The organism is Arsenicibacter rosenii (assembly GCF_001870735.1).
In the GTDB taxonomy this organism is placed as follows: domain Bacteria; phylum Bacteroidota; class Bacteroidia; order Cytophagales; family Spirosomataceae; genus Arsenicibacter; species Arsenicibacter rosenii.
In genome coordinates this window covers 1-14,465 of the sequence record NZ_MORL01000027.1, presented here as the reverse complement: position 1 = coordinate 14,465, position 14,465 = coordinate 1, and the positions used below count along the sequence as shown (strand labels likewise).

Genomic DNA, 14,465 nt, shown 5'->3' with positions numbered 1-14,465 from the left:
ATGGTGGTGCGTTTAGAGCAGCAACTGCGCCAGTAAGAAATCGGCGGCCAGCACGGCAATACAACTGTTGGTAACGGCCGTTGTGGAGGCGGCTCCGACCTCCAGCGCCCCGCCCCGTACGTTATACCCCTGATAGGCCGAAATCGACGAAATCAGGATCGCAAAAACCACGGACTTGATGAGGGCAAAGGTCACGCTGAACGGTTTGAAATCAGACCGGAGTCCGTAAATATAGTCCTGCGGGGTAATAATGTCGGTCAGCGTACCGGCTACATAGCCACCCCAGATCGACAGAAAACCAGCCAGGATAATCAGGAGCGGAAACATCACCATGGAGGCGATCATTTTGGGCAGGACCAGATACGAACTCGAATTGATCCCGATCACTTCCAGGGCATCAATCTGTTCGGTAATCCGCATCGTTCCGAGCTGACTGGCGATATTCGACCCGACCTTACCCGCCAGTACGACACTCGTAATGGTCGGTGCCAGTTCCAGAATTGTACTGTCCCGGACAATCACCGCAATGATAGACAACGGAATGAGCGGGCTGACGAGGTTATAGGCCGTTTGTACGCACGTAACCGCCCCGATAAACGTCGAGACAATCGAAACAATAAACACAGATTTAATACCAATGGAAATGCACTCTTCCATCACTAAGCGGTAATAGACCCTGAACTTCTCCCGGTTTGTAAAGAGCGTACCTAAAAAAATAAAATACTTACCTATATGTGACATGTCTGGTAATTTATGCTGCTGCCCTGGCAAAATTGCCGTTGTTTACCTCAAAAACGAGACCGGTATAGCCCACAAATGACAATTTGCAGTAGACTCAATTAGAAACGCCGGTAAAGATAGAATGGTTTGTTGCGTAAATTGCCGCTTCGAAAAAAATTGATAGCTGTACGGGACGATTCCGGCTGCCGGCAGGCACGGCATTACCCGGCCACTTTACCAACAAAGACTTACTATGAATCCATTACTTGTTGTGACGGGCGGGACCAAGGGAATCGGGCGGGCCATTGCCGACCGTTTTATCAGCGAAGGGTTCGATGCCGTCATCTGCGCCCGTACCGTAACCGGCGTCGAAGGGCAGAACTACCTGCCGGTCGCCGCTGATCTGTCGACCCGCGACGGGGTAAACCAACTGATTGATTACCTGCAGGCGCTGAACCGGCCGGTTGCCGTACTGGTCAACAACACCGGTGTGTTTCAGCCCGGACAGATTCATACCGAGGCCGAGGGTGTTTTTGAACAGCTCATGGCCACCAATGTCGCCAGCGCCTACCACCTGACCCGCGGCCTGGTCGGGGATATGATTGCCCGGCGCGAGGGCCATATCGTTATGATGTGTTCAACGGCCAGTATTACGGCCTACACAAACGGCGGTTCTTATTGTATTTCCAAATATGCCCTGCTGGGCATGAGCCGCGTATTGCGCGAGGAGTTAAAACCACACGGCGTGAAGGTAACGGCCGTTATGCCGGGTGCCACACTCACAGCCAGTTGGGAAGGTACGGAGCTGCCCGAAGACCGCTTCATGAAAGCGGAAGATGTGGCCGACACCGTATGGGCGGCCTATAGCCTTTCCCGAAGTGCGGTCGTTGAAGAGGTGCTGATTCGGCCACAATTAGGCGATATTTAGTAAAGATGTTTGTATCTTGCACGCCACTTCATCCATTAACTCCCAACTGTAAACTGCAAACAGCAAACTGTATATTCATAAAATGTCTTCTATTCAGTATCTAGGCATTGATGTCGGCGGCACAAATGTTAAAATGGGCATCGTAGACGCCCAAACCGGCAAAATTTCTAACTTCTATAGTCACGATACGTCCTCATGGCGCGAATCGGGCCATTTCATGGAGCGCTTCGGCGACGCCATTGCCATTCAGCTGGCCGATCATAAGGACATCACCAAAGTTGGAATCGGTTTGCCCGGTATGATTAACCGTAAACGTACGGTGCCGCTCGAAATCACCGCCATCCCTGAATTGAATGGCGTTCCGATGGTTGATATTCTGACCAAACGTTTTCCGAATGTTGAGTTCTTCCTGGAGAATGATGCCAATGCCGCCGCGCTTGGGGAGTTCTACTTCGTGGAAGACATGAACGACGAGAATTATATTTTCATTACGCTGGGGACCGGCGTTGGTGGTGCCGCCATCATCGACAAGAAGGTGTTTAAAGGCGGTGATGGCAATGCCATGGAGCCGGGCCATATTCCTTCCCGTAACGGCAAGGTTCTGGAGCGCAACATCGGCAAGAAAGAACTGCTGGACCTGGCTAACCTGCGCCGTTCGGAGTATACCGGTGCCACCCAATTGCCGGACGATGGTGAAATCTCAACGACTGGTCTGGTCGCCGCTGCGGCCGAAGGCGATAAGCTCGCCCTGCAAATCTGGACAGAAGTAGGCGAAATGCTGGGCGAAGGCCTGGTATCACTGATCCGTATTCTGGATATCCGCAATATCCTCATTGGCGGTGGCCTGTCTGCTTCCTTTGAATATATCCTGCCGGCGGTACAAAAAGAGCTGGATTTCTGGCTCACGCCTTACTACAAAGACGGTTTGTCGATCAAGCGCGCAACACTTGGTAATGATGCGGGGCTGTTAGGAGCAGCTTCACTCTGCTTCGAATAAACACGCCTTAAGTACATAAAGCCCTGATTATCCATGCATTAACGGATGATCAGGGCTTTCTTTTTTTGTATAGCCCCAATCAAACCAATAATCGGCCGACCCGGACGTGCATAAATCAAGCAAATTACCCGTCAACGTTACCGTTAAATAACTAGTTACCATTATTTACCATTAAGTTCACATAAAAAGACACAAATAGCCTTGACTTATTATTAAGTGACTTTTGCTAATTACAGAACTTCAATACATTTGGCGGTACAATTACTGGTTTTTATAGTATTCACCCAATCAGACGGACTATGGCAAAACCTCAACTTAATTATTTCCTTTAACATGTACAGTGATCAGCCGGCCCACACCCGCTGATTGGTTTACGGCAGAGGTAATGTCTCCCCGGACATTACTCGCTTCGGGCGCTTCACTTACCCGAAGAACGTTCTCTGTTGCTCATTGCTGCGAGGGCAGAGTCATGTAGCGTATCTGGGATGCCTTCAGACAAGGCACTGGTAACTCCGGAAAAAACGGAGACCGGTATTACTTTGTCTGAATCGTCCGGTCAACTATCTCTTAGTCAACGTTTATGAAACAAAAACTACCTTGTATCCTCAGGGCCGGATTTCTGGTTTTGATGGTACTCGCCATGTCTCTCAGCGGGGCACTGGCACAAAACGGCCTACAGGTTTTAGGCATCAATGTACCGATCGGGACAACCCCGACCAGTCTGACACAAAACTTCAATTCGCTCAGCAGCGGCCTGACAGTCAGCGCCGCCGGATTAGTAGGGAACGTAGACGGCACCTATACCAACCGACTGACGGTATTTGCCTCCACGGGCGCCCCGGATCTGGTCAATGCCATTGTACCGGCAACGGGAGCCTATAGTTTCGGGAATACAACCGACCGCGCGCTCGGGGCTAACCCGAGCAGTTTAAATTCTACCGCTGGTATTACGCCAATCACGTTGGGTGTTCTGATCCGGAACAATTCGGGTTTGCGTATATCATCCATGTCTGTTTCGTATCGGGGCGAGCAATGGTATACCGACGCATCGGGCCAGTCGCAAAGCCTGACTTTTGATTATGCCCGCGTTGCCGGAACGAGTCTGATTACGACCGTTTTAGGAAATACATTATTATTACTGAACGATGCCATTACGACCGTTCCGTTTACGGCGGTTCCGGCACTGGATTTTACCAGTATCAGAAATACAAACCTGGCTGGTTTTCCGGTAGCGCTCCCGACCCCGACAGAACTGGATGGCAACCTGGCAGCAAACAGCGCTGCCATCAACGGGGTCATTACGTTTTCCACACCCGTTGAAAACGGCGAACTTATTCTGCTGCGCTGGAAAGCGGTTGTACCGGCCCTGCTTGACCTGCAAAGTCATAGTCTGGCAATCGACGATCTGGTTATTACGCCGACTCTCATTAATAATCCGCCGCAGGTAACGGGCACGATACCGGCGCAAACGGCAACGGTGGGCGTAGCCGTAAACATACCTACCGCTACCGCCTTTACAGAACCGGACGGACAGTTGCTCAGCTTTTCGGCAACCGGATTACCCACCGGTCTTGTCATTAATCCGTCAACAGGGGTCATTACGGGGACACCATCCGTTAGCGGTACGTCGACGGTAACGGTCGCCGTATCCGATCCGCAAGGGAATTCGGCAGCTACGTCTTTTAGCCTGCAGGTCAACCAGCCATCGGCCACGGTCACTCCTACCGGTCAGCTTTGCCTGGGGCAACCGCTTTCGCTAAGTATTCTGCCCTTGAACCTGCCCCCGTTAGCGGTGCTGACAATCAGCGGGCCCAATGGCGTGAGCGCCGTTGTCGGCGGCAACGGAACCGCTACGCTGGCCACCGGCCCCGGGGGGTTACCGGCGGGAACAAACAGCCTTACCCTGACAGCAACCCTGCTTGGTCAAACGATCCTGACTGTTCCGGTAGCCGTTACCGTGCCCAATGCCGTTCAGTCTGTGATTAACCTTGTCACCTCTCAGACCGTCCTTCAGGGCAATACCCTGACGCTGACCGGCAGCTGCCCGACAGGTGTACTGAACTATACCTCAACCAACGGTACGGGAACCGGTAATCCGACAATTCCAACCGGCGCAACCGGCATACAGTCCTACACCGTTGTCTGTATCGACGGAAACGGCTGTATCAGCCCCATCTCGGTGGCCAATGTAACGGTGGTCGGCGGCGGGCTGAGTCTGCTGCCCGGCACGCCGCCGCAAATTTGTCTGGGCCAGCCCCTCAACCTCAGCCTGCTGGGCAGCGGTATTCTGAGCGGACTGACCGGCGGCGCCAACAGCGGCCTCATCAGTCTGTCGGTGACCGGCCCTGTCGGTGTGTCGGCTACGGTTCTGGGACCGGGCCTGCTACAGGTAACCGGACTGCCAACCGGCACCAATAACCTGACGGTAACCGCCTTCCTGTCGGGCACACCCGTGGCGAATGTCGCCCTGACGACCAATGTCATCAGTCTGCCTGCGGTACAGAATCTGGTATCGGTCAGCGGCCTGACCGGCTCGACACTCAACCTGGCGGGTACCTGCCCGACGGGTGTGCTGAACTATACCTCAACCAGCGGTACTTCCGGCTCAACCGCGACGGGCATTATTCCGGTGCTGACCGGCAGTGCAGGCGTACAATCCTATACGGTTGTCTGTCTGGATGCCAATGGCTGTATCAGCCCGATCTCGGTCGTGAACGTGACGCTGGTAAACGGAACCCTTACGCCGGCGGGCGTCATCAATCCGATTTGCCTCGGCAACGTACTGAACGTAACGCTGTTAGGCGGCAATGGTCTTGATCTGAATCTGGTAAGTCTGTCGGTAACGGGCGTATCCAACCTGAACGTAGTAGCAGGTGGTCCGGGCGTTCTGACCATAAGCGGTTTGCCGGCGGGCTCCAACAACCTGACGGTAACCGCTTACCTGCTGGGAGCACCGGTGGCAAGCGTTGTCTTACCGGTTACGGTACTCAGCGTTCAGCCGCCATCCGTGGCGTCGAGCCCGACCGTTGGCCAGACGTATCCGGCCGGACAAACATCCGTCTCTGTCACGCAAGGCACTAATAATCCGGTTGTCTTTACGGCCAGCTGTTCAGGTGGCGGCTCTTTAAGCTATGTGGGATCAAACGGGCTGAGCGGAACCAGCAGCCCGATCAACGTACCAACCACAACGGCCGGTACTGTCTCCTACACAGCTGTCTGTGTTAACGGGGGCTGCGTCAGTCAGGCTACCGTCATCAGTGTCATCATTGCCTCGCCAACCAATCAGTCACCGGTTTTAATAGGGAGCGGTATTCCGTCGCCGCAATCAGGTACGGTCGGCACCGGCTTCAGTTCGAATGTGGCAGCGGCCTTTAATGACCCTGATGGCAATACACTCACATTCAGCAGCACCCCGTTACCTGCCGGATTAAGCATTTCACCAGCCGGTACGATCTCCGGCACGCCAACGGTGGCCGGTACAACTACGGTGATCGTTACGGCCAATGATGGCCAGGGCGGCTCGGTATCCGATGACCTGGTGCTGATTATCTCTCCGGCCCCCAATCAGCCACCGGTTCTGGTAGGTGGTGGTATTCCGACACCACAATCGGCGACCGTTACAGTACCGTTCGCATTCAGCCTTGCGCCTTATTTCGCTGATCCGGAAGGCGGCGCGCTGATCTTTACGGTAACCGGTACTCTGCCTCCGGGTCTGTCCATTTCACCGACGGGTGGGGTGATCTCCGGCACACCGTCAACCAGCGGAACCTATGCGTTTACGGTAACCGCAGCCGACAGCCAGAGTGGTTCGGTATCCGATGATCTGACCATTATTGTTTCACCGGCACCGAACCGGCCGCCGGTAATCGTCGGGACGGGTATTCCGTCGCCGCAGTCCGGAACAGTCGGTATCGGATTCAGTACAGATGTGACCCCGGCGTTCTCTGATCCGGACGGGAATCCGTTGACCTTTACAAGCACCGGCTTACCGGCAGGACTGACAACCTCAGCCGCCGGGATCATCTCCGGCACGCCGACACAAGCCGGTACGTTTACAGTACTGGTAACGGCCGATGATGGTCGGGGTGGTTTGGTATCCGATGATTTCGTTCTTGTCATTTCACCGGCCAACCAGTCACCGGCCATTGTTGGCAGTGGTATTGCCAGCCCGCAGACAGCCACGGTCAACACGCCGTTCAGCACCCCGACAGCCTACGCGTTTAATGATCCGGATGGCGGCCCGCTGAGCTACTCGGCAACCGGCTTACCAACCGGCCTGGCCATTAACTCTACGAATGGGATCATCTCCGGCGTTCCGTCGGTAACCGGTACCTTTATCGTTGCAGTCACCGCCCGCGATCCGCAGGGAGCCAGTGCGACGTCTTTCTTTACGCTGAATGTGGTGCCGCAGACGGTGCCGAACCAGGCGCCTCAGCTAACCAGCACCACGCTTGTTTCACCGCAATCGGCCACGGTTGGCGTAGCCTTCAGTACAACCACAGCGGGGGCCTTTACCGATCCGGATGGCGGACCGTTGAGCTACTCGGCAACAGGACTGCCAACCGGTGTCGGCATCAATCCGGCCACCGGGGTCATTTCGGGTACACCAACGCAGTCGGGCAGTTTCCCGATTATTGTGTCGGCCACTGATCCGCAGGGCAGCTCAGTGTCTACAGGCTTTACGCTGGTGGTCACACCGGCCAACCAGCCGCCGGTGGTCAACGGGACCCTGACTTCGCCTCAGTTTGCGACCGTTAATACCACATTCCTGACAAACACGTCGGGGGTATTTACCGATCCCGACGGCGGACCGCTGAGCTACTCGGCAACGGGGCTGCCAACCGGCCTGAGCATCGGCAATACGAACGGGATCATTTCCGGTGCACCTTCGGTAAGCGGTACCTTCCCGATCACGGTAACCGCCAGTGATCCGCAGGGCGCTAATGCCTCGGCGAGCTTCACACTGGTGGTAGCGCCACAAACGACGCCAAACCAGGCACCGGTATTAACCGGTACGCCACTGGCCAATCCGCAATCGGGTACCGTCGGCGTCGCGTTCAGTACGACAACCGCCGGGGCCTTTACCGATCCGGACGGCGGACCACTGAGCTTTACGGCAACAGGCCTGCCAAACGGCGTCAGCATTAACCCGGCCACCGGCGTCATTTCGGGTACACCAACGCAGTCGGGCAGCTTCCCGGTAGTGGTAATTGCCTCTGATCCGCAGGGAGGGGCCGCATCGACCGGCTTTACGCTCAATATTGCACCGTCTAATCAGGCACCGGTATTGGTCGGCGGCGGCATTAATTCACCGCAATCAGCCACCGTTGCACAGGCGTTTGTCACCCCAACGGCTTATGCGTTCAACGATCCGGATGGCGGCCCGCTGAGTTTTACCGCAACCGGCTTACCGGCGGGTCTGGGCATCAACTCAACCAACGGCATTATTTCGGGTGTACCGTCGGTAAGCGGGGTATTTGCGGTTACTGTGACGGCAACGGATCCGGCAAGTGCAAGCGTTTCCTCTGTCTTTATCCTGAATGTCTCGCCACAGGCAGCCACCAACCAGGCGCCGGTGTTAAGCGGTACGCCACTGGCTAATCCGCAATCGGGTACGGTCGGCGTCGCGTTCAGTACGACAACAGCCGGGGCCTTTACCGATCCGGATGGCGGACCGCTGAGCTTCACGGCAACCGGCTTACCAACGGGTCTGAGTATCAATCCGACAACGGGTGTGATCTCCGGATCGCCGACACAATCGGGCAGCTTCCCGATCGTGGTAACGGCAATGGATCCTCAGGGGGGGATGGCGTCAACCGGCTTTACGCTCAACATTGCTCCGGCGAATCAGCCGCCTGTGCTGGCGAACGGTGGTATTATATCACCACAGACCGCGACCGTTAACGTTGGCTTTGTTACGCCAACGGCTTATGCCTTTAGTGATCCGGACGGCGGACCGCTGAGTTATTCGGCAACAGGCCTGCCAACCGGTCTGGCGATCAACCCGTCAAGCGGCATAATCAGCGGAGCGGCATCGGTAACCGGCACCTTCCTCGTGACCGTCACCGCCCGTGATCCGCAGGGAGCCGGCGTATCGTCTGTCTTCACCCTGAATGTCTCGCCACAGGCAGCCACCAACCAGTCGCCTGTGCTGAGCGGTACGCCACTGGCCAATCCGCAATCGGCCACGGTTGGGGTAGCGTTTAGTACAACAACCGCCGGCGCGTTTACCGATCCGGACGGCGGACCGCTGAGCTTCACGGCAACCGGCTTACCAACGGGTCTGAGCATCAATCCGACAACGGGTGTGATCTCCGGATCGCCGACACAATCGGGCAGTTTCCCGATCATTGTGACGGCTACGGATCCGCAGGGAGCTAACGTGTCAGCTGGCTTTATTCTGAACGTAACTCCTTCCAATCAGACACCGGTACTGGTTGGCGGCGGTCTGGCTTCCCCGCAAACGGCAACGGTTAACACAGCGTTTGTAACGCCAACCGCCTATGCGTTCAATGATCCGGACGGCGGGCCGCTGAGCTACTCGGCAACGGGGCTGCCAACGGGCATCACGATCAACAGCACCAACGGAATCATCAGTGGCAGCACATCGGTTTCCGGGGTCTATGCCGTTACGGTGACAGCCCGCGATCCGCAGGGAGCATCGGTATCGTCAAGCTTCGTGCTGAACGTAGTTCCGCAAGCCGTCAGCAATCTGGCACCGCAGGTAGTCGGCAATCTGACGTCTCCGCAGTTTGCCACGGTTAACGCCGCCTTCAGCACGACCACAGCAGGAGCCTTCTTTGATGTTGATCCGCTGATGTACACGGCCATTGGCCTGCCGGCAGGGTTGAATATCAACCCGGCTACCGGTGTTATTTCAGGGGTACCATCCGTGACGGGTAACTTCCCGATCACGATTACAGCTACTGACCCTCAGAATGCATCGGCCGCGACTGCCTTTACGCTGATTGTAAATCCGGCATTTGTCGTCACCACACCGTTGGGTGTAACCGTGATCAGTTACAACTGTGCAACCGGAGATATTGTCTTCGGACGCACGGGCGGGGATCCGAACCGGCCGGTTGAGTATCTGGCGATCGGGGTAAAAGGCTGGAGTACCTCACCATCCGGACGCATCGAATCCGAACTGCGGTCTGATCCGAACCAGTCAGCGATCACGGTATTTATCCGGTATGTAGGAGAAGGCAGTGCAAGCGCAAATTATGCCTTTAATTTCCGTACCTTCTGTTCCGGTCAGGGCAACCAGCCACCGGTATACAATGGTACGCTGGCCAATCAGACCGGAACCGTTGGGGTGCCGTTTACGTATACTTTCCCGGCTAATGCCTTTACCGATCCCGAAGGGCAGGCGCTGACCTATACGGCCACGGGTTTACCAGCGGGTCTGTCGCTTTCCGGACAGACCATCAGCGGTACGCCAGGACTACAGGGCGCATATGGGGTAACCATTATGGCCATGGATCCGCAGGGGGCTTCACAAACCGGTACATTTACCATTACGATTAACCCGGCACCGGTTGTCGGTGGCCCGCTGACAGCCACTGTCCTGAGTTACAACTGCCAGACCGGTGATATTGTCTTTGGCCGTACAGGCGGCGATCCGAACCGGCCGGTTGAGTACATGGCCATCGGGGTACGCGGGTATAGCACCAATCCGAACGCCCGTATCGAAAGTGAACTGCGCAATGACCAGAATCAGTCAACCATTACGGTCATGGCACGGTATACCGGCGATCCGGCCTCGGCTGTAACCTACGTGTTTAACTTCCGGACGTTCTGCTCGGGGCAGGCCAATCAGCCACCGGTTTATAATGGCGGGTTGCCGAATCTGACCGGAACCGTTGGCGTACCGTTTAGCTATACGCTGCCGGCAGGTGTCTTTACCGATCCCGAAGGGCAGTCCGTTACGTTTGGTGCCGCCGGCTTACCGGCCGGTATTGCCCTGGTTGGCCGTGTGATTACCGGTACACCGACACAGCAAGGTGTTTACACCCCTGTTTACATTTTTGCGCAGGATCCACAGGGTAGTACCGGTCAGGCAACCATCACCTTCACGGTTAATCCGGCAAGCAGCGGGAATCAGGCACCGGTTGTTACCGGAACAATTCCTTCGCAGACGGCTACGGTAGGTATTTTCTTTACCTACACGATTCCGGGCAATATCTTTACCGATCCGGAAGGCCAGCCGCTGACCTATACCCTCTCAGGCGCACCACGCCGGTTAGAGGTTAACGGCAACGTCATCAGTGGCTTCCCGCTCCTGAACGGAAACTATCCGATTACGGTAACGGCTACCGACCCACAGGGAGGAACCGCAAGCACCAGCTTCCTGCTGACGGTTTTGCCAAACAATACCTGTGGCAGTGCGGCCAATACCATCGGGCAGCCGCTACAACTCCTGCAACCTGATTATAACTGCCAGACAGGGGTAATCAAGTTTAATACGGCGGGTGGCAATGGCAGTACCATTACTTATTCGGCAATCGGTATTACTGTTCCAACCACAGATTGTTTCGATCAGATGGATACCGAGGTAGCACAGGACGTACGGAATGATAAACCAAACGTTGAACCCTTTATCATCCGGGCTCAGCAAAACGGCGTGATTGCCCAATATGCCTTTGATGCAAGAGGGTATTGCCGCAGCCTGCGCACAGGCCGTGAAGCTATCGACGCAACAACAGCGCTTGAGGTAACGGTACTCGGCAACCCGACGCTGGATGAGTGGGTTGATGTTGACGTGCGGGGTGCTGAAGGTCAGCTGCTGCGCTTACGGGTAGCGAATCCGGACGGCACCGCCCAGGGTGAGCAATGGGTTGAAAAAGCCCAATCGGTACAGCGCGTCCGGGTAAAACTCGGCCGCCCGGCAGGGGCATATCTGTTGCAGGTAAATACACCGGTGAAAGCAAAAACGGTGAAAGTTATCCGGCAATAGCCTGTACTGCTATCATAAAAAAAACCGGCCGGAGAGCAGTTGCTCTCCGGCCGGTTTTTTTTATGATAGTCAAATAATTACAGCAACATATTAAACTATACGACAATTACAATTAAACTATATTTACTTTTTTGTCAGCTTGTTTTACTTCAAAATAAAAAAACGGAAAAAATCATAGAATTAATAAATCTAAACATACTACAATTACGTAATCCTGAGTAATATTCCGCGCTAAATCATGTTAATTTTTTTATTGGAAAATTAACAGCTCCAGCCAACTTTTAAATTTATCGTTTATGGTTACACGTTTATTCCCTTACATCAGGTCATGGTTATTGCTATGTCTGGTGCTGCTGGCGCCTTTAGGTAAGGTGTTGGCTCAAAATGGTCTACAAGTTTTAGGCCTTCAGGTCCCTCTTGGAAGCACTCCAAGCAGCTTTACCCAAAACTTTGATGCCTTAAACAGCGGCATTACCGTAAACCTGGCCGGATTGGTTGGTAATGTAGACGGTATTTACAGTAACCGAACCCTGATTCTGGCTTCGTCAGGCGCTCCGGACCTTGTCAGTGCTATTGTACCCACTGCCGGTGGCTACAGCTTTGGTACGACCAGCGAACGGGCCCTGGGCTCAAACGCCAACCTGCTCAACTCAGCAGTTGGTCTGGTCCCGATCCGTTATGGTGCCATGATTCAGAACAACACCGGTCTGCCGATTACATCGCTCACCGTAACCTACACGGGAGAGCAATGGTATCGGGACGGGGACGGGGCTGCGCAAACGCTTTTTTTCGAGTATGTTCCTCTGGGAACAGTAGGGTCTGGTCTGCTGGGCTCTCTGTTGAATTCGACGTTCCTGTTGGCAGGCGGTATTGGTGAAGCCCTTAATCTGGGGGGGATCACCTACACGCCTGTTTCTGTTTCTGCTCTAAATTTCGTTAGCCCGAACTTTACTGGCGGAGCCACTACGCTAAACGGAAATACCGCCGGTAATCGTACAACCCGGACGGCAACGATCACTGTCAATATTCCGGCCGGAGGGTATATTCTGCTTCGCTGGACCGATCCTGATGATCCGGAAGGCTTTCTGGATCTGATTGATACTGACCACAGCCTATCGGTTGACGATCTGGTTGTATCGGCGACCACGCTTAATTCTCCGCCAACCGTTACGGGAACCATCCCAGGTCAGTCGGTGGCGATTGGCAGCACGGTAAACATACCAACATCCGGCGCGTTTACGGAACCGGATGGTCAGACCCTGGCTTATTCAGCGACTGGCTTACCCACAGGATTGGCCATCAACACAACCTCGGGGGCGATTACGGGCACACCATCTGTAACCGGTGTTTATCCGGTTACAGTCCGCGTGTCGGATCCACAAGGGCTTTCGACATCGACAACATTCTCGCTCACGGTCAATCAGCCGACGACGAACGTCAGTACCAGTGGTCCGGTTTGTGCCGGTCAGACACTCACTTTGTCCGGCCTGCTACCGCTTAACCTGCCTGTAGGGGCCATGGTAGTGCTGAAAGGACCAAACAACTTCAGCGTTGTTGTCGGTGGCACCGGGGTGGTCAGTATCCCGACCGGAGCCGGTGGCTTACCATCCGGCAACTATAACCTGACGCTGGTCGCTTCGGCATCCCTGCCTTTAGTCGGCACGGTAGAACTGCTGAACTTACCGGTTCCGGTGTCTATTCTTCCGTTACCGGCGCTACCAACCGGTCTGGCTTCACAAACAGCTGCAGTAGGTTCTCTGCTGAGCCTTACAGGTGTCTGCGAAGCTGGCAGTGTGCTTAATTATGTCACCTCGACCGGCCTCAGCGGCAGCTCCGCAGCAGGTATCATTCCGATTAATACCGTTTCGTCGGGCATTCAGACAGTGACTGCGCTCTGCGTAAACCTGACCAATGGCTGTGCGGGTCCATCTCAGTTACTGAATATCAATGTGCTGAATCTGATTGGCGATGCACTAAACGCCTTACCAACAGCGCCGGTTTGTCTGGGGCAACCGCTTAATCTGAGCTTATTGGGTACAGGAACTGTTGCAAACCTGCTTAACCCCCTGCTAAGTATCAGCATTGCGGGACCCAATGGCTTTCTGGTTACAACCTCTCAGCCGGGTTCTGTTTTATCGCTGACGGGTCTGCCGGCCGGTACCTATAATTTAACCGTAACAGCCTCAGTTGCCGGCGTACCGGTCCCTGCCATTCAGGTTCCCGTTACGGTCATTAGCCTGGCACCGGTTACGGGCTTGCTGGCGTCAAATACGGTAGTCCAAAATGGTCTGCTGACTCTGGTTGGCAGTTGCCCGACGGGAATTCTGAGCTATTCAAGTTCGACGGGTACCTCCGGAACAGCCATTAGCGGGATTGGGTTACCGATTAATACCGGTATTGCCGGTGCACAATCGCTGACCGTTGTCTGTCTGGATCCCAACGGCTGTCTGAGCGTGCCGACGGTAGCCAATATCAATGTGCTGGCACCGGTTCTTAATATCGTTCAGGGCACGCTGGGCTGCGTGGGTCAGGCCACGTCGCTGACCTTGCTGCCAACTAACTTCCTGCTGAATGATCCGCTGGTGAACGTGTCTATCACCGGCCCGGCCGGTGTAACGGTCGGTGCTCTTGGATCGAACGGCGTCGTATCCATCGGCGGATTGAGCACGACGGCCACGTCGCTGACAGTAAGTGTCAGCATTGCCGGTACCCCGCTCATCAATTTGCCGGTATCGGTATCAGCCCTGCCGCTGCCTGCCCTGCCAAACCTGCCGACCACCCTGACGGCCCTGGCAGGAGCGCCACTTTCGCTGTCGGGTCTGTGTCCGACCGGTATACTGGCGCCGCTCACCAACCTGACGGCC

Annotated in this window: 5 protein-coding genes; 4 read left to right on the top strand and 1 reads right to left on the bottom strand. The window is 55.1% G+C overall.

What is annotated here, in order from left to right; all coding sequences use genetic code 11:
* Positions 1-12: 12 nt before the first annotated feature.
* Entirely contained in the window at positions 13-741 is a 729-nt protein-coding gene (locus BLX24_RS26090) for an MlaE family ABC transporter permease (RefSeq protein WP_071506173.1), read from the bottom strand.
* 232 nt (positions 742-973) lie between these two features.
* On the opposite strand from BLX24_RS26090, the gene BLX24_RS26085 reads away from it, so the two are divergent.
* The 4 genes from BLX24_RS26085 to BLX24_RS26070 form a co-directional block, all read left to right on the top strand.
* Positions 974-1,648, top strand: a complete 675-nt coding sequence (locus tag BLX24_RS26085) for an SDR family oxidoreductase (RefSeq protein WP_071506172.1) — start codon at positions 974-976, stop codon at positions 1,646-1,648.
* An 82-nt stretch (positions 1,649-1,730) separates the two neighbouring features.
* Positions 1,731-2,645 carry an ROK family protein gene (locus BLX24_RS26080; RefSeq protein WP_071506171.1) on the top strand — a complete coding sequence of 305 codons (915 nt, stop codon included), beginning with the start codon at positions 1,731-1,733 and terminating at the stop codon, positions 2,643-2,645.
* 580 nt (positions 2,646-3,225) lie between these two features.
* Entirely contained in the window at positions 3,226-11,601 is an 8,376-nt protein-coding gene (locus tag BLX24_RS26075; protein ID WP_083422185.1) for a putative Ig domain-containing protein, read from the top strand.
* 296 nt (positions 11,602-11,897) lie between these two features.
* On the top strand, positions 11,898-14,465 hold a 2,568-nt coding region (locus BLX24_RS26070; protein ID WP_143092814.1), incomplete at its 3' end, for an Ig domain-containing protein.